The sequence below is a fragment of the Ruegeria sp. CG4 genome (assembly GCF_056537185.1).
In genome coordinates, this window is the sequence record NZ_JBQFRB010000002.1 from 156379 (window position 1) to 180101 (window position 23723).

The 23723-nt window shown below is 56.9% G+C and carries 22 protein-coding genes; 13 read left to right on the forward strand and 9 right to left on the reverse strand.

From position 1 onward, the window contains the following. The first annotated feature begins 10 nt into the window (after nt 1-10). On the forward strand, nt 11-1276 hold the full coding sequence (locus ACR0J2_RS07110; protein ID WP_480812128.1) for a flavin monoamine oxidase family protein: 1266 nt from the start codon (nt 11-13) through the stop codon (nt 1274-1276). A gap of 108 nt (nt 1277-1384) precedes the next feature. Here ACR0J2_RS07110 and ACR0J2_RS07115 read toward each other — a convergent pair whose 3' ends face one another. Next, a complete protein-coding gene (locus ACR0J2_RS07115) occupies nt 1385-2179 on the reverse strand; it encodes a helix-turn-helix transcriptional regulator (protein WP_170680549.1) in 795 nt (264 codons plus the stop codon). Nucleotides 2180-2296: 117 nt separating this feature from the next. On the opposite strand from ACR0J2_RS07115, the gene ACR0J2_RS07120 reads away from it, so the two are divergent. From ACR0J2_RS07120 to ACR0J2_RS07145, 6 genes are read left to right on the forward strand one after another with little or no spacing between them, the layout of a single operon-like run. Continuing rightward, entirely contained in the window at nt 2297-3427 is a 1131-nt protein-coding gene (locus tag ACR0J2_RS07120) for an ABC transporter ATP-binding protein (RefSeq protein ID WP_480812129.1), read from the forward strand. Nucleotides 3428-3458: 31 nt separating this feature from the next. Beyond that, nucleotides 3459-4622, forward strand: a complete 1164-nt coding sequence (locus tag ACR0J2_RS07125; protein WP_480812130.1) for an ABC transporter substrate-binding protein — start codon at nt 3459-3461, stop codon at nt 4620-4622. A 27-nt stretch (nt 4623-4649) separates the two neighbouring features. Then, complete coding sequence (locus tag ACR0J2_RS07130; protein WP_480812131.1) at nt 4650-5501, forward strand: ABC transporter permease; 852 nt, start codon at nt 4650-4652, stop codon at nt 5499-5501. 9 nt (nt 5502-5510) lie between these two features. Further along, on the forward strand, nt 5511-6326 hold the full coding sequence (locus tag ACR0J2_RS07135; protein WP_170614528.1) for an ABC transporter permease: 816 nt from the start codon (nt 5511-5513) through the stop codon (nt 6324-6326). After that, nucleotides 6323-7120 (forward strand): SDR family NAD(P)-dependent oxidoreductase, encoded by a 798-nt coding sequence (locus ACR0J2_RS07140; protein ID WP_480812132.1) that lies wholly within the window; start codon nt 6323-6325, stop codon nt 7118-7120. Before ACR0J2_RS07135 ends, ACR0J2_RS07140 begins: the two co-directional genes overlap by 4 nt. A gap of 16 nt (nt 7121-7136) precedes the next feature. Beyond that, a complete protein-coding gene (locus tag ACR0J2_RS07145; protein ID WP_480812133.1) occupies nt 7137-7913 on the forward strand; it encodes an SDR family NAD(P)-dependent oxidoreductase in 777 nt (258 codons plus the stop codon). Between the two features lie 218 nt (nt 7914-8131). Here the strand turns inward: ACR0J2_RS07145 and ACR0J2_RS07150 are convergent, their stop codons facing one another. The 7 genes from ACR0J2_RS07150 to ACR0J2_RS07180 all read right to left on the reverse strand — a co-directional run bounded on the left by ACR0J2_RS07150 (nt 8132) and on the right by ACR0J2_RS07180 (nt 16363). After that, nucleotides 8132-9352, reverse strand: a complete 1221-nt coding sequence (locus ACR0J2_RS07150) for an aminopeptidase P family protein (protein WP_480812134.1) — start codon at nt 9350-9352, stop codon at nt 8132-8134. A 162-nt stretch (nt 9353-9514) separates the two neighbouring features. Continuing rightward, nucleotides 9515-10726 (reverse strand): ABC transporter permease, encoded by a 1212-nt coding sequence (locus tag ACR0J2_RS07155; RefSeq protein WP_170614525.1) that lies wholly within the window; start codon nt 10724-10726, stop codon nt 9515-9517. Nucleotides 10727-10731: 5 nt separating this feature from the next. Continuing rightward, on the reverse strand, nt 10732-12006 hold the full coding sequence (locus ACR0J2_RS07160; RefSeq protein WP_170614524.1) for an ABC transporter permease: 1275 nt from the start codon (nt 12004-12006) through the stop codon (nt 10732-10734). Between the two features lie 72 nt (nt 12007-12078). Further along, nucleotides 12079-13170, reverse strand: coding sequence for an extracellular solute-binding protein (locus tag ACR0J2_RS07165; protein WP_321253967.1), 1092 nt, complete (start codon nt 13168-13170; stop codon nt 12079-12081). 103 nt (nt 13171-13273) lie between these two features. Continuing rightward, nucleotides 13274-14362: an ABC transporter ATP-binding protein gene (locus tag ACR0J2_RS07170; RefSeq protein ID WP_170806700.1), complete on the reverse strand. Its 1089-nt coding sequence runs from the start codon at nt 14360-14362 to the stop codon at nt 13274-13276. A gap of 148 nt (nt 14363-14510) precedes the next feature. Then, nucleotides 14511-15221 (reverse strand): aspartate racemase/maleate isomerase family protein, encoded by a 711-nt coding sequence (locus ACR0J2_RS07175; RefSeq protein WP_170680568.1) that lies wholly within the window; start codon nt 15219-15221, stop codon nt 14511-14513. Beyond that, entirely contained in the window at nt 15218-16363 is a 1146-nt protein-coding gene (locus ACR0J2_RS07180) for a M24 family metallopeptidase (RefSeq protein WP_480812135.1), read from the reverse strand. Before ACR0J2_RS07180 ends, ACR0J2_RS07175 begins: the two co-directional genes overlap by 4 nt. A gap of 192 nt (nt 16364-16555) precedes the next feature. Between ACR0J2_RS07180 and ACR0J2_RS07185 the strand changes: the two genes are divergently transcribed. Beyond that, nucleotides 16556-17740 (forward strand): M24 family metallopeptidase, encoded by a 1185-nt coding sequence (locus tag ACR0J2_RS07185; RefSeq protein ID WP_480812136.1) that lies wholly within the window; start codon nt 16556-16558, stop codon nt 17738-17740. Nucleotides 17741-17773: 33 nt separating this feature from the next. Here ACR0J2_RS07185 and ACR0J2_RS07190 read toward each other — a convergent pair whose 3' ends face one another. Next, nucleotides 17774-18616: a LysR family transcriptional regulator gene (locus tag ACR0J2_RS07190; RefSeq protein ID WP_480812137.1), complete on the reverse strand. Its 843-nt coding sequence runs from the start codon at nt 18614-18616 to the stop codon at nt 17774-17776. 106 nt (nt 18617-18722) lie between these two features. On the opposite strand from ACR0J2_RS07190, the gene ACR0J2_RS07195 reads away from it, so the two are divergent. From ACR0J2_RS07195 to ACR0J2_RS07215, 5 genes are read left to right on the forward strand one after another with little or no spacing between them, the layout of a single operon-like run. After that, nucleotides 18723-19322: an amino acid synthesis family protein gene (locus tag ACR0J2_RS07195; protein ID WP_480812138.1), complete on the forward strand. Its 600-nt coding sequence runs from the start codon at nt 18723-18725 to the stop codon at nt 19320-19322. Beyond that, nucleotides 19294-20082 carry an alpha/beta fold hydrolase gene (locus ACR0J2_RS07200; protein ID WP_480812139.1) on the forward strand — a complete coding sequence of 263 codons (789 nt, stop codon included), beginning with the start codon at nt 19294-19296 and terminating at the stop codon, nt 20080-20082. Before ACR0J2_RS07195 ends, ACR0J2_RS07200 begins: the two co-directional genes overlap by 29 nt. Next, on the forward strand, nt 20079-20996 hold the full coding sequence (locus ACR0J2_RS07205) for a flavin reductase family protein (RefSeq protein WP_480812140.1): 918 nt from the start codon (nt 20079-20081) through the stop codon (nt 20994-20996). Before ACR0J2_RS07200 ends, ACR0J2_RS07205 begins: the two co-directional genes overlap by 4 nt. 3 nt (nt 20997-20999) lie before the next feature. Next, nucleotides 21000-22034 (forward strand): LLM class flavin-dependent oxidoreductase, encoded by a 1035-nt coding sequence (locus tag ACR0J2_RS07210; RefSeq protein WP_480812389.1) that lies wholly within the window; start codon nt 21000-21002, stop codon nt 22032-22034. A 9-nt stretch (nt 22035-22043) separates the two neighbouring features. Beyond that, nucleotides 22044-23522: an aldehyde dehydrogenase gene (locus ACR0J2_RS07215; protein ID WP_480812141.1), complete on the forward strand. Its 1479-nt coding sequence runs from the start codon at nt 22044-22046 to the stop codon at nt 23520-23522. The last annotated feature ends 201 nt before the right edge of the window (nt 23523-23723 follow it).

Genomic DNA, 23723 nt, shown 5'->3' on the forward strand with positions numbered 1-23723 from the left:
AGGAAACAGAGTGAACGCGTATGACTATGACGTCGTTGTTGTGGGTGCTGGCGCAGCGGGACTCGCAGCGACCCGGGCCCTTATGTCGGCAGGTCTGTCAGTTATCTGTGTCGAGGCATCGAACCGCGTCGGTGGGCGCACCCACACGGATACGGAAATCTTTGGCGTCCCTTTCGACGTGGGGGCGCATTGGATGCACGCCGAACATGCCAACGCTCTGAAAGCGCCGGGTCTTGCGCTTGGCCTTGACCTTTATGCAGCCCCGGATAACGCAATGACATACGGCCTGAAAAATGATGCCGTCCTTTGGAACGAAGTGGAGGACATCCACAAAGACATAGCTGAAGCGGCGCGCATCGATGCGGAAATTGAAACAAGTACCGGAGTTCCAACCGACCGGTCTTTGGCTGACATCTGGGAAGACAAGGGGCCTTGGTCATTTACGGCAGCCATGACCTTTGCGCTGTCGCTTGCCAGGGATTTGCCGGACACTTCCCTGCGAGACATCATTGCCTGGGAGGGGGGCGACGACTGGTTTTGCCGTGAAGGTTTCGGGCACCTCATCGCGTGCACGGCGCAGGGTCTTCCGATCAAACTGTCCAGTCCGGTCACAGAAATCGAAGCCCTTAGTGACGGTGTGCAGGTAACCATGGCGACTGGCAAAACCAAAGCGCGCACCGTTGTCGTAACAGTATCCGTCGGGGTGCTGGCCGAAGACGTGATCCGTTTTGACCCTCCCCTTGAATCCGACCGGCGCGCAGCGCTCGAACTCATTACAATGGGAGACTACAATCACGCAGGCCTTCTTTTTCACCCCGGTGCATTACCCGTGCAACCCGACACATGGCTGACCTACCACTTGGAACCCGACGCGTCCGGAGTGGCCCGCGGTGGCGGCTTTCTTTGCAACATCTCAAGCACCGGCCTCACCAGCTTTGAAAGTTCCGGAAGCCTTTCCAAAGACTTGCAGAACGCGGGACCTGAAAGCGCCATCGAACATGCACTTGAAACGCTGGTTGGTTTCTTCGGCTCGGCCATCAGAGAAAAATTCATCAAGGGACACGCAACCGCCTGGCGACATGAACCATACGTGCTTGGGTCTTACGCAGGATCCCAGCCGGGGGGCTATGGCCAACGTGCCGTTTTGCGACAACCCCATGCAGAATGGGTCCACTTTGCTGGCGAAGCGACACATCCCAACCAACAATGCTCTGTCAGTGGCGCCCATCTGGAAGGTTTGCGAGCGGCGGAAGATGTGGTGGCTCAGTTGCTTTGACAAACCGGGAACCATTCCGGCCCAGCAAGCGCAATAGTTATGCCTGCCAAACATACCACCGCTGGGAACGCTTTCTGGAAAGCGCCAAGCGGCACGTCACTGAAGGCTTCACTTTTCCTCCGGCCCCAACAGCGCGTCGATGAACCGCGAAAACAACTCTCCCTGAGACCGGATTCTAAGCTTGGAGTATATGTTCCGGCGGTGAATACGAACAGTTCCCGGAGAAATACCCAGTATTCGGCCAACGGCGTCAGCGGAATGGCCTTTGAGGGTAAACTCGACAACCTCCTTTTCGCGAGGCGTCAGAAGGCCCTCGTCAAACTTTTCAAATGCCTCGTCCACATTCAGCACCCGCCCCCTTCGCCGCGTATTTGCCGGTTTCTGCCCAAACTCTCCGGCCAATCCGTTCCAGTGATGCCTGCAGGTTTCACTGACCACCGGCCAGGCCTTCCCCAGTTCCCGAAAGTCCTTGGCGCTAAATGCCTTTTCTGCCCGCATCAACGAAACACAAACGGTTGCCTCGTCAGGCAGGTCAACTACATAGCAAATCTCTTCGGCCAAACCGGTCTGAACATAGTAATTTCGAAAGTACTCACCCTGATAAAACCGATCTGGTGCCAGATCACGTAACCGGTACAGACCTGGATCAATGGAATTTGCGCTGGCCAGGTAAAACGGATCCAGAAGATATGGACCCTCCTGATAATCCTCAACCATGATCTTCCGCTTCGATTTTGGGAAATCGTCAAACAGGTCGATCGGGCGCGCTGATCCGAGATACCCAAATATGACAGTATAGTCGAACCCACTGATTTCCTGCAGAGATTTCGAAAGCGTCTGGGAGAAATCGTCTGTTCCGATAGCAGCTATGACCGCGCCTGCTTCGGTCAACCAATCTGTCACGGCCGCCTCCTACTCAAATTTGAATACCACATTCGTGATATATACAAGAATCGACAAACTTTTTACCGTTTACCTGAAACAAGTGGTATTTCAAAAATGAGGATATGTCCCGAAAAAATGCCAAACGGTGAATATACCCAACAATCGGACAGATCGACAGGAAGCACAATCGCCGAGCTTCGCGGCGTGTCCAAAAGGTTTGGGGACGTGTTGGCGGCCAATGATCTAAACCTGAAAATCGCAGAAGGAGAGTTTCTGTCATTTCTGGGTCCGTCCGGGTGCGGCAAGACAACGGCGCTTAGAATGCTGGCAGGTTTTGAAAGCCCGTCGGAAGGCGAAGTGTTACTGGACGGAGAGGTGGTGAACTCGCTGGATGCCCATCTGCGTCCGGTCAACATGGTGTTTCAGCATTACGCACTGTTCCCGCACCTGACCGTCGCACAGAACATTGGATACGGCCTGAAACAGCGGCGCCCGAAGCTGCCCAAAGCGACGATCGCGCAAAAGGTCAGCAAGGCATTGGAAATTGTTCGGCTCGAAGGGTACGAAGCGCGCCGAATTTGGGAAATGTCCGGTGGACAGCAACAACGCGTAGCACTTGCCCGGGCAATCGTGAACGAACCCAAGCTGCTGCTGCTTGATGAACCGCTGGCCGCGCTGGACAGGAAATTACGCAAGGAAATGCAGATCGAACTGCAAAACATCCAGCGCCGTCTGGGCATCACCTTTGTCCTAGTAACCCACGATCAGGAAGAAGCGCTGTCGATGAGTGACAGGATCTGCATCATGCGCGACGGCCGGATCGAACAGGTCGGCAGCCCACAGGACCTGTATGACCGGCCAGCAAACCGATATGTGGCTGGTTTTGTTGGCACGACCAACATTTTCAACGGTTCGATCACTGAAACAAGTAACCAAAATGCCGATGTGCAGCTGGTTACCGGGCAAACCGTCACGGGACAGAACCCGTTCAATCTGAATGTGGGAGAAGCCGTCGGCCTGAGCGTTCGGCCTGAACAAATCCATCTCAGCAGGACATCAAAGGCAGAAACCGACCTTGGGGTCACAGTCCTCAATCGCATCTTTCTGGGGGAACATACCGAATACCTGGTCAGGCATGACACACTGGGAGAGTTCCTGGTGTTGTCGCCACGCCAGTCAGAATTGAACGAGGGATCGTTCAAAGTGGATGAGCCGCTCTTTGCGTCCTGGAACGCCAGCGGAGCGCTCATCCTTTCCGGAGACTAACCTAACGGATCCAGCCAACAGGGGAAAACTCATGACAAAAACACCGGATCACATCTCGAAGCAGAAATTCATGGAAGAGCTGTACCGCTACAAGCGCGGTTCGGTCACACGCCGGCACTTTCTCGGTGTGACGGGTCTGGGGGCGGCGACGGCTGTGCTTGGCTCGGCCATGCCGGGTCTTCGGCCAGGTCCCGCATGGGCATCCGGCGATATTGGGGATCGCGTGGTTCTCGCCACCTGGCCGAACTACCACGACACCGCCAATTTTGACGCCTTTGCCGAAGCGACCGGTGCCAATGTTCAGGTCAACGTCTTTGGGTCGAACGAAGAGATGTTGGCCAAGCTTCAGGCCGGGGCAACCGGCTGGGACGTGTACGTCCCGACCAACTACACCATCACCACCTATGTCAGTGAAGACCTGATCGAACCGCTTGATACATCTCGGCTGCCGAACTACGACGCGTCCGCCTATGACCCGCGTTATGCCGAGGCCGGCTCGGTCGATGGCAAGCTCTACGCCGTTCCCAAAAACTGGGGCTCGACCGGTTTTGTCGCCAATACCAGCCAACTCAACGGTGCGCCCACGCCGTCGAGCTGGAAAGAGTTCTTTGATTTGACGATGGGAGATCTGTCTGGCGGTACAATCGTACATGACTATCAGCTGACAACGATCGGGAACGCGCTCAAGTACTTTGGCTATTCCTTCAACTCGGTCGACGAGAAAGAGCTGGCCGACGCCGAGAAACTGCTCATTGACGCAAAGCCGCACCTGTTTGCAATTTCATCGGACATCCAGCCGTCCATGCGCAGCGGAGACGCGACACTGGCGATGGCCTGGTCTGGCGACGGCAAACAGCTGAACACCGACATGCCCGAGATCATGTACATCCTCGGCAAGGAAGGCGGCGAGTTGTGGAGCGACTACTATGCCATCCCGAAAGGGGCGCCCCACATGGATGCAGCCTATGCGCTGATCAACTACCTGCTGGATCCCGCCGTGAACGTCAAAGAGGTGCTGGCGCACGGCTACCCGACAGCAGATGCGAAATCGATCGCGATGTTGCCGGAGGAGTTGCAGAATGACCCGATCCTGTATCCGGCGCAGGAACTTCTGGACGCGCTTGAATTCGGTGCGGCGGTAACGCTGACCGATCCGAACCGCGCTGAACTTATGGCCCGATTCAAATCTGCCTAAAGTCCGCAAACCGGAGATGAGAACGACATGAATGCGAGAACGCGCAACTGGCTCTTGCTGGCCCCGGCCGGGACCTGGTTCCTGGTGATGCTTGTGCTGCCGTTGACGGTCGTTCTTATCTTCAGCATTGGGGAACGCGGCCCGGCTGGCGGCTATGTGCCGGCTTTCACGCTGGAACAATACGCCAACCTTCCGGCACGGTGGACGGCGTTCAAAAACACGATGGTGCTGGCCCCGGTCGGCACCATTGCCGCATTGTTCATAGCCTATCCACTGGCGTATTTCCTGGCCGTCAAGGCTGATCCAAAATGGAAAACCGTCCTGCTGGTTCTGGTGATCGTTCCGTTCTGGACCTCGATCCTGATCCGCAGCTATGCGTGGATATTCCTGCTGGGCGGTCGCGGCATTCCAGAACTGATCGACTTTATCGGGTTCGCAAAGCCACGTCTTATCAATACACCTTTCGCGGTCCTGATTGGCATCATCTATGGCTACCTTCCGCTGATGGTGTTTCCGATTTTCGTCAGTCTCGACCGGCTGGACAAGCGTCTGCTCGAAGCTTCTTCAGACCTTGGTGCCACACCTGTGCGGACCTTCCTGCAAGTGACTTTGCCGCTGTCGGTACCCGGCGTCGCCACGGGCTGTCTGCTCGTGTTTATCCTCCTGATGGGGGAATTCCTGATCCCGGCGCTGCTGGGCGGAGGCAAAGTGTTCTTTGTTGGCAACGCGCTGGTCGATCTGTTCCTGCAATCGCGCAACTGGGCTTATGGATCGGCGGTGGCGGCGACGCTGGTATTCATCATGTTGATCTCGGTCACGATCTACATGCGCCTAATCTCGCGACTGGGGACCCAGCGCGAAGACGTATCGTTGATGTAGGGGGATAAGATGCGACTGTATGCTCTGTGCGTTTACTTGTTTCTCTATATCCCAATCGGGGTCATAGCGCTGTTCAGTTTTAATGCCGGACGCCATGCCAGCCAGCTGCAAGGGTTGTCCACGCAGTGGTACGGCAAGGCGCTGAACAACCCGTTCGTTATGGATGCGTTGGAAACCAGCCTTATCGTGGCACTTGTATCGGCCACTCTGGCCTCTTTGTTCGGAACAATGGCGGCTGTGGGTTTGCAAGGTATCCGCGGGCCGATGCGCACGGCCTTCGACGGTTTGATCTACGTGGCCATCATGATCCCCGGCATCGTCATCGGAATTGCGACCCTGATCGCACTTGTCACCGTGTTCAACTTCGTGAACCCGGGTATTGCAGCGCTCTGGCCGGAAGGGGCTGAGCCCCCAAAGCTCAACATGGGTATGGGCTCTCTCATTGCGGCGCACACCATGTTCACGATGGCACTGGTCGTGATCATTGTTCGCGCAAGACTTTCCGGCATGGACGCCACCCTGACCGAGGCGTCGTCGGATCTCTATGCGACGCCATTTGGCACCTTCAGACAGGTCACCTTGCCATTAATCTTTCCAGCGATTTTGGCCGGGTTTCTATTAAGCTTCACCTTCAGCTTTGACGATTTCATCATCGCATTCTTTGTCGCCGGGTCCGAGACAACGCTTCCAATCTACGTGTTTTCGTCAATCCGCCGCGGTGTCACGCCAGAGATCAACGCCATAGGCACAATGGTTCTGGCCGCGTCATTGGTCCTTTTGATCACAGCCCAGGTCCTTCTGCGGAGGGGAGACAAGAAGAAATGACAGCCGTTAAGCTTATGAAGACACGTTCTGAAAAGACCTCTCTCGACGGTCGCATTGCCTTTGTGACCGGGGCAGGATCAGGCATCGGAAGGGCCAGTGCCATCTCGATGGCTGAGTGCGGGGCGCATGTTGTCGTAACCGATCTTGTCGGTGAACTGGCCGAAGCGACCGCCCAAAAAATCACGGAAAATGGCGGCATCGCCGAGAGCATTGCGCTGGACATGACGGATGACAGCGCTGTTGTTGGCGCACTCCGGACGACAATCGAAAAACTAGGCCGACTGGACATACTGCATTCGCACGCAGGTATTCAGGTCGAGGGCACGTTGGAACAGGTCAGCCCCGAAGGCATGGATGAAAGCTGGAGGTTAAACGTAAGGGCGCATTTCGTTGCGGCTCGGGCGGTGGTCGGGCAGATGCGTGCTCAGGGCGGCGGCAGCGTCATCATCACTTCGTCCAATTCTGGGGTGCAGTATGACCGCGAAATGATTGCCTATGCGACCACGAAGCACGCAGTTGTGGCGATGGTGCGCCAGATGGCTGCGGACTATGCCAAGGACAATATCAGGTTCAATGCGCTGTGCCCCGGTTGGGTCGACACACCATTCAACGCTGGCTTTGAAACCCAGATGGGCGGGCGGCCGGCTCTGGAAAGCTATATCGCGAACAGCATTCCGATGGGACGTTGGGCGCAGGCCGATGAAATCGCCGATGCGGTGGTGTTCTTGGCCTCTGACATGTCCACCTTCATGACGGGCCACGCGTTGGTGATCGACGGGGGTGAGTGTATCTGAAAAAAGGGAGGGACTGATGGTTCAGCGGGCCAGACTGGAAGGAAAAACGGCCGTCATCACCGGCGGAGCAACAGGGATGGGGCGTGCTACGGCCCTGTTGTTCGCGCAGGAAGGCGCAACTGTTTCGGTCTTCGATATCAACGATGACGAGGGTCAGAAAACAGCTCAGATGATCCGTGATCAGGGCGGCCAAGCTAAGTTCTTTCACTGCGACGTCACCAGCGCCCGTGATATCGACGCCGCATTTGATGCCTGCGTCGCCGAGTTCGGGGCATACGATGTGCTGTTCAATCATGCAGGCTCGATCATCGTAAAATCCCTGCATGAGACATCGGAAGAAGAATACGATTGGTTGATGGACCTGAACGTGAAATCTGCTTTTCTTGTTTGCAGACGCGCGGTGAAAGAGATGGCCGACAATGGCGGTGGTTCGATCGTCATCACTTCGTCGATCGCAGCCGAGTTGGGGTACGCGTTGGAGTCCGTCTACTGCATGTCCAAGGCCGCCGTCCTGCAGCTGTCCCGCACGATCTCGACCGAGTATCGGGACGCCGGAATACGCTGCAACGCGATCTGTCCCGGATTTGTTGAAACAGCGCATGGGCTGAAGGAAATTGCTGAACTGGACGCCGCAGGCCAAGAATGGGAGGACAGCGGCATGGCCGCAACGCAGGGGCGCATTTGCTACCCTGAAGAAGTGGCCAGAACCGTGGTTTTCCTCGCCTCGGATGATGCGAGTTTCGTCAATGGAACAGCCACCTATGTCGACAACGGCTGGCACGCGAAGGGTTGAAGACTGGAGAGCGGGTGGAAACTGATTTCCGAAGGCTTGGCATTCCCCGAAGGACGGCCGCCCTGCCCGCGTCTGGCTGCCTAAATCTACATCTCGTGGGAATTTCGACTTTCGGGCAATCTCCACACGTCGAAAACCGGAACACTATTGTTGCCGATGTTTGCCTGCTCGGCGCGCATCCCAAAAAGGGTGGAGCAAAAGCTCCACCCCCTTGATCATCAGGCACCGATAATGTTGTGACCCGGTCCGTATGGGAAACCGGTGATGTTTTCGGCCCCGTCTTCACCCACCACCAGAATATCGTGTTCCCGGTAACCGCCCGCACCGGGCTGGCCTTCGGGAATCCACAGCATCGGCTCGATCGATACGACCATTCCGGGTTCCAGCACAGTGTCGATGTCCTCACGCAATTCCAGACCGGCCTCACGACCATAGTAATGACTCAGAACACCAAAAGAGTGGCCATAGCCGAAAGAACGATACTGAAGCAGGCCTTCGTCGGCAAAGAACCGGTTGATCTCAGCAGTGATGCCGGAACAGGTGGCGCCTGGCTTGATCAGGCTAAGGCCAAGTTCGTGCGCGGCCACGTTTGCCTTCCAAAGGCGCAGGCTGTCGGCATCCGGCTCGCCCAGAAACAGGGTCCGTTCCAGTGCGGTATAATAGCCCGAGATCATCGGGAAGGTGTTCAGGGACAGGATATCGCCCTTTTGCAGCGCGCGTTTTGTCACCGGGTTATGTGCGCCATCGGTGTTCAGACCGGATTGGAACCAAACCCAGGTGTCGCGGTATTCGGCATCCGGATAGGCACGCGCGATTTCCTCTTCCATCGCGTCTCGACCCGCCATTGCAACTTCGATCTCGGTTACGCCTTCGCGGATGGCCGCGTGAATGGCCGCACCGCCAACATCCGCAGTGCGCGCGCCGCCCTTGATCAGTTCAATTTCCTCTGCGGATTTGACCATACGGGCCGCCATCGTATCGGGCGCGACATCAACCAACTCGGGGTCGCCCAGCATGCGCAGGGCAGTTTCACGCGCCGCAATGGTCATGTGGTCGCTTTCGATCCCGACCCGCTTGGCGTTTCCGATCAGACTTGCAACAGCACGCCAGTAGTTGTCGCGCTTCCAGTCGGTGTAGATCACGTTGTCTTCAACCGACCGGCGCCACGGTTGCCCCGCATCGATATTGGCGGACACGGTGGTGCAGTTGTCTTGGGTCACAACGCAGCCATACGGGCGACCGAACGAACAATACAGAAAGCCCGAGTAGTAGGCGATGTTCTGCATCGACGTCAGCAGCACGACGGGGATATCCCGCTTGGCCATGATCGCGCGCAGCTTGCCAAGACGGCGGTCATACTCGGCCTTGCTGAACGGCAACGGGGCCTTGTCACCATTGTGGCAGGTGAAGAACTCGGGGCGGTTTGAAATGTCAGTCATCTTTGGTCTCTCATCCTTGCCGGGTGTGCAATCCCCGGCCACATGTCCCGGCGTTCAGGACAGGCGGTCTCGGGGTCCGAGAGCCGATCACCTCCTTAGACGCCGCGACGCCATCGCGGCGGAGATGAACAGGTGAATCGATAGATCAGACTGTTTGCTACGTCAAGCGGGCGAAAGACCCCGCAACCGTTCGGAACGGCGCCGCAACAGTTCGACCGTGGTCAACAGGGCAATCGACAAGACCACCAGGATTGTCGCAACCGCCAGAATGGTCGGGCTGATCTGCTCACGCAGGCCGGTGAACATCTGCCACGGCAAGGTCTTCTGGCTGGCGGAACCGACAAACAGTACCACGACCACTTCGTCGAATGACGTGATGAAGGCAAACAGACCACCCGAGATGACGCCGGGCAGGATCAGCGGCATCTGGATCTTGAAGAAGGTCCGCACCGGCCCCGCGCCCATATTGGCCGCAGCCCGGGTCAGGGACCGGTCAAAACCGACCAGAGTCGCCGTCACGGTTATGATCACAAAGGGAATACCCAGCACGGCGTGGGCCAAAATCACTTTCAGATAGCCCACGAAGTTCTTGTTCATGCCCAGCGTGCCTTCAAGGAACCGTCCGATATCGCTGTAGAAAAAGAACATGCCCGTCGCCGAGATGATCAGCGGGACAATCATCGGAGAAATCAGAATTCCCATGATCGCGCGGCGCCCGGGAACGTGGGACTGGCTAAGACCAATGGCGGCCAGAGTTCCCAGCGATACCGAAATAACCGTCGCAATCGGCGCAATGATGAGCGAGTTCTTGAAGCTGCGCTGCCATTCGTTGTTGGTGAAGAAGTCCCGATAGTGCTTGAGCGAATAGCCTTCCGGGTCCAGACGCAGCATCTCGGGCGTAAAGGTGAAGAAGTCCTGCGCGTTGAACGACAGCGGCAGCACCACAAGGATCGGCGTGATCAGGAAGACGAAGATCGCACCACAGATCACGCGAAACAGATAGTGGTAAAACACCTGTTGCGCTGTCAGGTACGGCAACAGCTTGCGCCGATAGCGCCCCTCGTACAGCCAGTAGATAAACCAGACGAAAAACCAGCCGCCGAGCAAACCCAAGACGCCGCCCATCAGGCCGGCCACCAAAAAACCTATGACGCCGAATCCGACGATGTTGATCCACCGTGCCAGTTTTTCATTCTTAACAAGATTTATGTAGACCCAGGCCAGCCCCGTGATCAGGACAGCTCCGCCCAGAATGCCAAGAAAAACCGAGCCATTTCCGGCGCCGACAAAGATGCCGGCAAAAGCCCCCGCCAGTGCGACACTGGGCAGAACCATGGACATGGGTTTGCGGGATATCGGTGTCAGTGCAGCCATCTTGATTATCCCAACTTCACGTTATCGATGCCCACGATCTTGTCGTAGACCCAGTAGAGCAGCAGCACGACCCCCAGAAGGATCGTACCCAAGGCCGCGGCAAGCCCCCAGTTCAATGAGGACGAGATGTGATAGGCGATCCGGTTCGAAATAAAGACGCCTTTGGTCCCGCCCACGATCTCGGGCGTGATGTAGTAACCGATCGCCAGAATGAACACGAGGATCGACCCGGCGCCGATCCCCGGAATGGATTGCGGGAAGTAGATACGCCAGAAAGTCGTCCAGTTCGTCGCACCCATGGATTTGGCCGCGCGCGTGTAAGTGGCCGGAATGGTCTGCATCACTGAATACATTGGCAGGATCATAAACGGCAGCAAGATATGCGTCATCGCGACGATTGTGCCGATCTGGTTGTTGATGATGATCAGTCGAGAGTCGTCCGCTACCAGCCCCAACCAAACAAGTGTATCGTTTATGACCCCCTGTTGTTGCAACATGACTTTCCAGGCCGATGTCCGAACCAGAAGGGATGTCCAGAATGGCAGCAGCACCAGGATCATCAACAGGTTCGACACCCGCATCGGAAGCGTCGCCAATAGATAGCTGACAGGGTACGCAAGCAAGATACAGGCACCCGTAATGACGAGCGACATGAACAGCGTGCGTCCGAAAAGCTTGATGAGGATCTGCTTGTCTTCCGGTTGGGCCTGCGCCCCTTCCGGCGTTCTGCGCATATCGACGGCATTCAGGAAGTAACCGTTGGTGATCGTCGGTGAATGGGTTTTCATCACCCGCCAGGTTTGCGGATCCCCCCAGCCGTCGTGGATCTCGATCAACTTCTCCTTGAACGGCCCGTCCGTTTCAGGATCCAGTTTTTTGATCTGACGCCCGGATTTGCGGAACATCGAGGACATACCAGTCTCTTCATAGTTCAAACGCGTGCCGAGCTTTGTGTGCTCTTTGTTGTCAATCGCAACAATCATGTCGCGCACGAATGCGTCATACACATCCTCGCCCGGCAACTCTCCTGATTGTTCGTCCCAGTTGTTCAGGGCCTCAACAGTCAATGGAAGAGTGTCGGACACGATGCTGTTTTCAACCGACCGGAACAGCATCGATGCAATGGGAACAAGGAATGAAAACAGGACAAACAGAAGAAGCGGCGCAACCAACATCAACGCCCGGAGCTTTTGCCGTCGTAGCGAACGCGCCAGCGACTGCTTAAGCGGTGTTCCATCAGCGGCCAGCATGGGGCCCGCGTTTTGGGTTGCGTCAGTCATTGTTGTCCCTTGGCTTTTTCTGGGTCAGGGGCAGGAATCCGCCCCTGACAGTGTCACCAATTCAACGGCTGCTTATTGCGCCAGCCACGCCTGGAATTTGGCGTCGATATCGTCGCGGTAGTCAGCCCAGAACTCGTAGTTGTAAAGGAACGTGTTCTTGGCGTTCTCCGGATCGGTCGGCATGTGCGGTGCCATGTCGATACCCAGATCGGCGTGCTGACCAACCAACGGAGCCGACGAAGCGCGTGCCGGGCCGTACGAGATGTACTTGGCCTGATCCGCCAGACGCTGCGTATCGGTCGCGAACATAATGTAGTCCAGCGCACGCTGCTGACGCTCTTCGCTCAGGCCGGCCGGGATGATCCAGCCGTCCAGATCGAACACCTGCGCGTCCCAAAGCATGGCGACGGGCTGCTTCTGCTCTTCGATCACGCTGAACAAACGGCCGTTATAGGTCGAACCCATCACAACCTCGCCATCGGCCAGCAACTGCGGTGTGTCCGCACCGGCGGACCACCAGACAACGCTGTCTTTGATGGTGTCCAGTTTGGCCAGCGCCTGGTCCTGACCCTCGGCAGTGGCCAAGACGTCATAGACGTCATCTTTGGCCACGCCATCACAAAGCAGCGCCCATTCCATATTGTTGATCGGGCGTTTTTCCAGCGAACGCTTGCCGGGATAGGTTTCCAGATCGAACACGGCGCAGATGTCGGTCGGTGGCGTATCGCCCACCAGATCGGTGCGGTAACCGAAGGTGGTGGAGTAGACGATCTGCGGGATAAAGCAGTCGCTGACCAGCAGGTCGCCGAAATCCTCGGAGGCCGGTGTGCCATCGGGGGCCGGAGCGAGTTGGGTGTCAAAGTCAATTTCAAGCGCAAGCCCTTCATCGCACAGACGAATTGCATCCGCAGCGACCACGTCAACCACATCCCAGGTGATGTTGCCCGCTTCGTTCATCGCACGCAGCTTGGCCACAGCTTCGTTCGAGCTGTCATCGTTCAGGATGGTCACCCCGGTCTTCTCGGAATAGGGCTCGTGATAGGCCTTCAGCTGCGACTTGGAATAGGCCCCGCCCCAGGAAACGATGGTCATTTCCTGTGCAAAGGCACCGCCAGCAACCACCCCGAGTGCCGCTGCTGTCAACAATGTTTTGGTTGTTTTCATGTATAACTCCCAGTTCTTCCCGTTTATGTGTGTGGTCGGCTGATGCACGGGTATTCACCAGCCAGTCCCTCAGTGAGGTCGCGCTTGTTCCGCGCGACTTGGTCTATGCGTCGAGCGCACGACAATCCTGAGCCAGCCAACCAATCTCGATCTCCTGCCCCGGGGACAGGCGGATTGCGTCTGGTGCGTTCCGGGTTTTGACGATGAAGTCATCGTTCCCTGCGACGGACATCCGGAACCGGAAAACGTCGCCCATATAAATGAACTCTTCAACGGTTGCCTTCAGCGTATGCGCATCCGCGTGCAGGCGATTCTTGTTGAATTCTACCCGCTCAGGCCGGATCGACACCTTGGTCCGTTCACCCGGTTTGTGAACATTGATCGGAACCGCGTCGATTTCAGAGCCATCATCCAGTTGGACAACACATGTGCCACCACCAATCGATTTAACGACACCTTCCAAGGTGTTGTTTTCCCCGATGAATTGCGCAACAAAGCTGTTTTCCGGTTCTTCGTATAGCTGATCAGGCGGCGCAAGCTGCTGAATGCGGCCATCGTCAAACACGGCAACACGATCGGACATGGTCAGGGCCTCGGTCTGGTCGTGGGTAACGTAGACCGTGGTGATTCCCAGTTCATGCGCAAGGCGCGTGATTTCGAACTGCATATGCTCACGCAGCTGTTTGTCCAATGCGCCCAGGGGTTCGTCCATCAAAACCAGTTCGGGTTCGAAAACCAGGGCGCGCGCCAACGCGATCCGCTGTTGTTGGCCACCGGACAACTGAGCCGGACGTCGACCTCCAAAATGGCCCATCTGGACCATGTCCAAAGCGCGCTGAACCTTTTCCTCACGCTCGGACTTGCCCAGTTTGCGGACCTCCAACGGGAACGAAAGATTTTCGGCCACTGTCATGTGCGGAAACAGAGCATAGTTCTGGAAAACCATACCGATTCCGCGCTTGTGCGGTGGAATATTGTTGATGGGCTTGCCATCAAGCAGGATTTCACCGTGGGTGGCGGTTTCAAACCCTGCGAGCATCATAAGACATGTCGTCTTACCCGAACCTGACGGCCCGAGCATTGTCAGAAACTCACCCTTGGGCATCGCAAGATTTAGATCTTTAACGACGAGGTTCTCGCCATCATAAGACTTCTGAACGCGTTGGAATTCGACAAACGCGGCGTCGTTCATTGTACCGGTCACAAGACCCCCTGTTTCGTCAAATGATTATCCGAGAGTTTCGGATTTCATTGATCTGTAAGCAGCAGTTAAGACCATGCAGTAGGCACTTGGCAACAATATATAGCGCATTTCCGCATTTTGAATTTAACTCTACCGCTCAGTGAACACCGTTGAGGCGGCGCATATGCCATGCAAGGCTTTGATTACTCGAAAGAACCGGCTTGCCGATCCGCTCACGAATCTCGGGGATAGCTTCAAGGGTGCGAAGGTTCGTGCAGCTAAGGAAGACGGCTTCAACCGACGGATCAGATCCCAGTTCAGTTGCGGCTTCAACCACGGATTGGACCGAAATCCGCGCAACCTTTGCCTCTTCGGCCTGCCCGAAGGTTCCAAATACATCCATGGTTATTCCGTTTTCCGAGAACGCGTTTCGCAGCGGTGCGTTGACCTCCTCGATGTAGGGAGAAAGCAGCGCGAATTTCGAAACACCCAGGTCCGCAGCGCAGGCCGTGGCGGCACGCAATGGATTTGTCACTTCGTCTGTATTGCACGCCTGCTTTACAAGCTCTGCCACACGCTCTGATCCAATGACCGAACTGGCCGACGTGCAGCCATATCCAACCACCCGAAAAGGTCGCGCGCCTGGCAACAACCTCGCCGCCGCCGGCAGGGCTTTCTCCATTTCCGCGAGGCTTTCGGTTGTTACCTCGATTCCACTGGGTATTCGCGTTATGTAAAGCGGGTTCTTCCGGTCTGAGAAATACGCACTGAATTCCGGCTCAATCGTTTCGTCGACTTGCAGAACAATCAACCCAAGCGGCGAAGCCTGCGGGTCGTCTTCGTCAAGTGTGTAGGGAACGTGGGTCATAGTTCGATCATCTCCGGCCCGATGCGCGGGCTGATAAACCGCGGGGCGTCGGCTGTTACAACGATGTTTTCTTCGTGAACCAAAATTTTGTCACCAACCGAAATGCCCGGCTCCAACGTCAGCACCATACCAGGTTCAAGGACGGTTTGGTCCGTCGGGATAAGAGACGGCCATTCGGTCAGCGACATTCCCAAACCGTGTCCCAATCGCCCTGCATCCGTGCCTTCAGAGTCCTTGGTCAGCACCGTATTCATGGCATGAAACAAGTCCGCCGCGGTCGCGCCGGGCCGCGCGATTTCGAACGCAGCGTCGGACGCTTCAATCAGCCTGGCGTAGGCAGATTTCACATCCGGACTTGCAGGGCCCACAGACCAGTTGCGGTCGAAGTCGCTGAAATACCCGTCCCGGACCAGGCCGGTGTCAAGCATCAGTACATCGCCAATCGCCAAAGGCGACGAAGAGGCAGGCGAAATCACGTCGGAGTAACCGCCCTGCTCTGCCCCACCAGCGAGATACGGCACCCAGTCGGCACCTTCCTCCAGACAGAGTATCTGGAAACGACGAAAAACCTCATCCAAAGGCACGCCGACCCGGGCAATCTCGGGAACTCGGGCGAATGCCCGACCGGCTATGCCGCATGCGGTTTCGATTTTGGTGATCTCTGCCTCGGATTTGACCGTGCGCAGTTGGCGTAAAATACCGTGGTCTCCTGTGACACGGCGCGAGCCAAGACTGATACGCAGACGTTCAATATCCGACATGGGCATACGCGCGTGGGTCTCGTGACCATCGGGCATTCCGATACGACCGTCGGCTGGCGTCAACTCCATCAGGGTATCGGCCAGAAGCGAAATGCCGTCGTCCTGCAGGTCGGGTGAACTCCACGTTCGGATATCATCAATCCAGGTCTGCCCCATCAGCGAAGCACCGATTGAGGGGATAACGGCGACAGGTTTACCGGCTGCAGGCAAGATCAGGAACCAGGGGCGGGTCGGGCTTTCCCAGAACCTGGTCAGGTATCCGGTAAAGTACCGCACGTCAGTTTCCGTGGTAAGCAACAGCGCGGACAATCCTGCGTCATCCATCAACGCCTGCGCGCGTTTGGTACGATTCGCGAATTCTGTTGGCTCGAACCCCCTCATTCGGCGACCTCAGTGCTGGCGCCCCACATGCAGGCCGAAACGTTGGAACGATACGGCACAGATAGCGCATTTCTTCGGTCCAATCGGTGTGGATTGATATCGGTCTTCATGCCCCCCCCAATTTTGGTTCGTTGACGTGAGCCGATCGGTAGGGTTCTGTCAACCAAAGTCTGTTGCTAACTGGAGACGCCTATGACCCATTCCGATCCAGCCTTCAGTCAGGCCGAGTATGATCGCCGTCTTGCCAAGACCCGAGAGGCGATGGTTGCAAAGGGAATAGACTGCCTGTTTGTCGAAGATCCCTCGAACATCGGGTGGCTCACCGGGTACGAGGGTTGGTCTTTTTACGTTCACCAGGGCGTCCTGATTTTTCTGGACGCGGACCCGATCTGGTGGGGACGCCGTCAGGACACAAACGGCGCGCTGCGCACAGTGTGGATGGGGGACGATCGGGTTTTCGGATACGCGGATCATTTCGTGCAATCGACCACACGGCATCCGATGCAGGATTTGGCGCAGCTGATTGTCAGATGCGGGCATGGCGCTAGCCGAATTGGGGTGGAACTGGACAACTACTACTATTCGGCCAAAGCCCATATTGCGCTGACGTCTGAATTGCCTGAGGCAACAGTGATTGATGCAACGGCTTTGGTAAACTGGCAACGAGCCGTGAAATCCGACGAAGAAATCACCCTGATGCGCAAGGCGGCCCGAATATCGGAGTTTGTTACTGACGGCGTCCTTGAACGCGTTGAACCCGGGTTGCGCAAGAATGAACTGGTCGCGCAGATATATCATGATGCAATTACCGGCGTCGGTGATGATTGGGGGGACTACGCCGCCATCGTGCCACTTCTGCCGTCGGGATCTGACGCCGCCGCGCCGCATCTGACCTGGAATGGTGATGTTTTCAAGTCGGGTGAATGCACGTTCTTTGAGCTTTCAGGGTGCTATCGCCGCTATCACGCGCCTTTCTGTCGATCGGTATTTCTGGGTCAGCCACCTGATCACCTCAAAAGAGCCGAGGAAGCTTTGGTTGAAGGACTGGAGGCGGGTCTGGAGGCCGCAAGGCCCGGCAATCGCGCGAGTGACATCGCCAAGGCGCTGGCCGCACCGCTCGAACGCGCCGGGATCAAACGCGGTGCTCGGTGTGGCTATCCCATCGGCCTCAGCTATCCTCCGGATTGGGGCGAACGCACGATTTCACTGCGGGACGAAGACAATACGATCCTCGAAGCTGGCATGACATTTCATTTTATGCCGGGACTTTGGATGGATGATTGGGGTCTTGCGATCACCGAGTCGATCCTGATTAGGGAAAGCGGGCCTGCAGAGTGTTTGTGCCAACGACCACGAAAAATGTTCGTGAAACCCTAAAAACGGCACGGACTATACGTAGTCGATGCCTGATCAATCGCAAATCTGCTCAAGCAACCAGTCATGAAACAACACGGCTGCGGGATTGGAGGTATCGGCGGAAAGGTAATACCCTTCGTTGCATTCGACAGAGCAGCTATGCGCGCGTTCGACCAGACCGGACGCAATCGCGTGTTTCGCCAGCAATTCGCTGACCAGAGCGACCCCGCTGCCATGAACGGCCAGTTGAAGCGCCATGCCGAATGTATCGACAAAAACGGTTGGCTGACGCCGCACCTCCTGCTTTTCGAACCATGTATTCCAACCGCTTGACGTACCGACTGCCTCAATCAGGGGAAGGTCAAACGGGTCTCCGGCAAGTGTCGGCGCCTTGAACGCAACCAGGCCGTCCGGCCTTAAGCGCTCGGACCCCTGCCCCACTTGTTTTTCTGACCCAAACCGGACCTGAACGTCAGCCTGGGACGTGTGAAAATCGTCAGGCCAGATTGCACTTAACACCCGCACGCTAATTTCGGGATGGCGCGTGGCGAAGTCCGAAAGATGTGGGGCGATGACCCATTGTGCGATACTGACAGATGTCGCCACCGTCAAAACATCGCCCGGTGCGCTGGCATCGGCCCTTCCGGCGGCAGCGGCCAGGATTTCAAGCGCGCTGCCAACTTCGGGCAACAGTTTTCGCCCGGCATCTGTCAGGGCCAGACTGCGCGGATGCCGGACAAAAAGTGCGGTCCCCAATCGCATCTCAAGAGATTTCACCTGCTGACTAACTGCCGATTGTGTCAGCCCGATTTCTTCTGCAGCCGCCGTAAAGCTCAGGGTGCGAGCCGCGGCCTCAAAGGATCGGAACCACGTCAGTGGCGGAAGAGATTTTCCCATTGGTCAAGCTGGCCATTAGTCTTTTTAATGTGAAAGCACATAATTCAATCATTTGTCAAAATCCACGGCCGTTTCTAACCTCTGCCAGCGCGACAGGAGGGGAAATATGCAGCCAGAGATACGCAAGATTGTAACCTACGATGAGGAGGTTCTTGTCGAAGGGTTTCGCCCCGTGGAAACCCCGTGGCGCATGTTTGCCGTGGCTGCAATAGTCACCAATCCATGGGCCGGTCGGTACGTCGATGACCTCAAACCTGAAATCCAGGCCTATGGCCCCGTTCTTGGCAAGATGATGACAGACCGCATGATTGCATTGGCCGGGAGTGGTGACGCAATCGAAGCCTATGGCAAGGCAGCCGTCGTCGGGCTGAATGGCGAGGTCGAGCATGCTTCGGGCCTTATTCATACTCTGCGGTTCGGCAATCATTACCGGCAGGCGGTTGCCGCCAAATCCTATCTGGCGTTTACAAACACACGTGGCCCGGCGAATGCGCCGATCATGGTGCCATTGATGGACAAGAACGATGCCGGTCGGCGCTCTCACTACCTGACCATTCAATTCTCGATCCCGGACGCGCCGCGCGACGACGAGATTGTCGTTGTACTGGGCGCGGCAACCTCGGGCAGACCGCATCACCGCATCGGCGACCGCTATCAGGACCTTAAGGACTTGGGCCATGACGTGGACAACCCGGCCGCGGTCTGAGGTCGGCGGGCTGGCCGCAATTCAAGCTGGCTCAGGACCGGACGTTCTGTTGCTGCATGGCGTTGGCCTGCGGGCTGAAGCCTGGGGCGCTCAGTTGGACGCACTGGCCTCAGCGAGCCGCCTGACCGCTCCGGATATGCCCGGTCACGGAGAAAGCCCGCTTGGTGATTCAGGCGGCGAGCTGTCGGGCTACATCAATGCGGCATTGAATGTTCTGGGTTGTCTGAAAGGGCCGGTCGTTTTGGTCGGCCACTCGATGGGCGCCATGATCGCGCTGGAACTTGCCGCCAAAGCACCGGGTCAGGTCCGTGGTGTCGTGGCTTTGAACGCCATTTTTGAACGCAGTGCAAAAGCAGCGCAGGCGGTACACGATCGGGCCTCGGAACTGGACGGCGAGACACGTGCCGATTCGACGGGCACGTTGCGCCGGTGGTTCGGCGATGGCGCCTCACCTGAACGCGATGCCTGTCGTGAGTGGCTGATGGCCATGGATCCAGCAGCCTACAAGTTGGCCTATACGGTTTTTGCCCAAAGCCAAAGTCCGCGGCGCGACGAGTTGGAGAATCTCGCTTGCCCCGCGCTTTTTCTGACCGGCAGTCTGGAGCCGAACTCCACCCCCGAAATGTCCCGCAACATGGCAGATGCCACTCCGAACGGGCGGGCGCAGGTCATTGACGGGGCGGCACATATGATGCCGATGACACATGCAATTCAGGTCAACGCCGCCATTTCCAGCTTTCTGAGCGAGGTGCAACCATGACCAAACTCGACCCCCGTGACCTCCGGCGCGCTTTTGGCAGCTTCATGACCGGCGTGACAGTCGTTACCACACGAAATGCCTCTGGCGCTGCCGTGGGCTTCACGGCAAATTCCTTCACATCGGTTTCGCTTGACCCGCCGCTAATCTTGGTCTGCCCAGGCAAAAGCCTGTCTTCATACAACGAGTTCTCAGCCTGCGACCATTTTGCAGTGAACATTCTGGCCGAGGGGCAAGAAGAAGTGTCCAACACATTCGCCGGCTTCAAAGGTGATCGATTTGCCAAAGCTGGCCACACCCTCGACGCGCGCGGCATTCCACTGATCGACGGCGCGGTCGCGACGTTCTCCTGCCGGACCCATCAGGTAGTCGAGGCAGGCGACCATTGCGTTTTGATCGGGCAGGTCGAGGCGTATTCCCACAACGAAATCCCAGCGCTTGGCTTTGCGAACGGACGGTATTTCAGTCTCGGTCTGGAACGCGGTGCGCTTGAACCCAAAGGGCGAAAGGTCGTCTGCGGCGCAATCATCGAACATGAAGGGCATGTGTTGCTGGAGAAAAACGATGCTGGTTTCAGACCGCCCCAGGTCACGCTTTCAGACCGGAGCCAATTGCGAAACGGCCTTCGGCAAGACCTGCACGCTCGTGGAATAGACGCGCGTCTGGGCGTTGCCTACTCGGTCTATGACGATGCCACGACGCACCATGTCTACATACTTGCCAATGCGACGGAACTTCCACGGCACGGCAATCTCGAGGCGGTCGCAATCAAGGATTTGGCGACCCTTTCTTACGCGACGCCTCCAATCGCCACCATGATGTCTCGTTATGCACTGGAAAGCCGAACCCGCGACTTCTCGCTTTATCTGGGCAACGCGCAGCAGGGCGACACGCACAGCCTCTCGGAAAGGACCTGAATGATGGAGTTTTCTCTCTTTGCACACATGGAGCGGCTGAGCCCCGATCAGCCCCATGAGAAGCTGTATGAAGAGTTCATTGATCTGTGCAAGATGGCCGATGAGGCCGGAATGCGCGCTGTCTGGACTGGCGAGCACCATGGCATGGACTTCACCATCGCGCCCAACCCGCTGATGTCACTGGTGGATATTGCACATCACACCAAAAACGTGCGGCTTGGCACCGGTACAGTGATTGCGCCATTCTGGCATCCGATAAAGCTGGCCGGCGAAGCGGCAGCGGCCGACCTTATGACGGGCGGTCGAATTGAGCTGGGCATCGCGCGCGGCGCCTATTCCTACGAGTATGAACGGATGATGCCCGGCATGGATGCGTGGGAAGCCGGCCAGCGTATGCGCGAAATCGCCCCCCTTCTGCCCAAGCTTTGGGACGGTGACTGTGCGCATGACGGAGCGTTCTTTCAATTCCCTGCCACCACCTCGGCCCCCAAGCCCGTACAACCCGGCGGACCGCCCATCTGGATCGCGGCGCGGGATCCAAACAGCCATGAGTTCGGCGTACAGAACGGCTTTAACATCCAGGTTACGCCGCTGTGGCAGGGCATGGAGGAAATAGAAACGCTGATGGGTCGCTTTGAAGACGCCTGCACAAATTACGAAGGCCCGCGCCCCAAAATCATGCTGTTGCACCACACCTATGTTGGCCGCGATGATGCTGACCTGGGTCAGGCCGCAAAGGATTTATCCCGCTTCTACAATTACTTCGGAGCCTGGTTCCAAAACAAGCGGCCAGTCCAACAGGGCTTGATCCAGGAATTGACGGACGAAGAGATGGCGGCCAATGCTATGATGGCCCCGGAAAACCTGGCTCGTGATCTGACCGTCGGCACCGCGGATGGGGTCACGGATCGTCTGAAACGCTATGAAGACCTTGGCTATGATGAGTATTCGTACTGGATCGACAGCGGCATGAGCTTCGAGCGCAAGCGCGCATCGCTGGCGCGTTTCATTGACGACGTAATGCCAAAGTTTCAGTGAGGCTCGATCATGAACCAGAAACCACACTTTCAGCTCTATATTGACGGCGAATGGACCGAAGGATCGCGCGGACAGGTGATGAGTTCGCAAAACCCCGCGACGGGTGAGGAATGGTCCAGTTTCGCCTGCGCTTCTGAAGATGACGTGAACCGCGCCATTTCTGCGGCGCGCCGGTCCCTTGATGACCCGGCGTGGCGCGACATGACGCAAACCGGACGCGGCAAACTCCTGTACAGGCTTGCGGACCTGATCGAACAGAACGCCAAACTCCTGGGCGAGCTCGAGACAAAGGACAGCGGAAAGCTACTGGCCGAAACCGCAAGCCAGACAGCCTATGTCGGTGATTATTATCGATACTATGCAGGGCTCGCAGACAAGATCGAAGGTGCGGTCCTGCCGATCGACAAACCGGATATGCATGTCTTTACCAGGCGCGAACCCATTGGCGTAGTGGTCGCGATCGTGCCCTGGAATGCACAAATGTTCCTGACCGCAACCAAGCTTGGACCGGCTCTCGCGGCAGGGTGTTCGGTCGTGCTGAAGGCATCAGAAATTGCACCCGCTCCAATGCTGGAGTTTGCGCGGCTGATCGATGAAGCGGGTTTTCCGCCCGGTGTTGTTTCCGTCATTACAGGCGACGCCGAGAATTGTTCGATCCCCCTCACCCGGCATCCCGAGGTCGACCGGATCGCGTTCACTGGCGGTCCGCAGACAGCACGCCACGTGGTACGCAACTCGGCTGAAAACTTTGCGGTAACCACGTTGGAGTTGGGCGGCAAGTCTCCGATCATAGTTTTTGATGATGCCAACCTGGATGGCGCGGCAAACGGCCTGATTGCAGGAAACTTTGGTGCCTCAGGCCAAAGCTGCGTGGCTGGGTCACGCGGGCTGATACATCGTCCGGTGCTGGATGCCCTGGCCGAAAAGATCGAAGAGAAGATGAAGGGCGTCGTTATCGGGGATCCTTTGGAACAAGCCACCCATATCGGCCCGCTTTGTACCGACGCCCAGATTGCCAGAATTCAGGCGACTTTGGCAAAGGCCACAGAACAAGGCGCGCGCATCCGTTTTGGTGGTACGCCACTGGACCGGCCAGGAAACTACATGGCCCCGACGCTGGTTGAATGCACAAGTGCCGAGACAGAGACCCTGAAGGTCGAAATGTTCGGTCCTGTGATGTCCCTTTTGCCTTTCGAAACGGAAGATGAAGCCATCGCATTGGCCAACGACTCGCAGTTTGGGCTTGGGTCCGGCGTTTTCACCGAAAATGTCGCCCGTGCCCATCGTGTGTCATCGCGATTGAAATCGGGAATCTGCTGGATCAACACCTACCGCGCCGTATCCCCAATCGCGCCCTTCGGTGGCTATAATCAATCCGGTTATGGTAGGGAGGCGGGCGTCGAGGCTATTCACGACTATACCCGGACCAAAACTGTCTGGCTCAATACGTCAGACCAGCCAATGTCGAACCCATTTGTCATGCGCTGACCAGACTCTGCTTCACGTTTTGGTCGAAGGGATCCTTCTTTTTGCTTTTCCTGCGCACCGAGTACTCAGAGGGCCGTTTGATATGACGCGAAGCCGAACGATCTTGGGACCGGCGTTGAGGCACATGAATGGTGACTTCCAAATCATCGATAGAGGCTACGAAAGACCCCACCCCCAGAGCAAACAAAACAATAAGAAGGA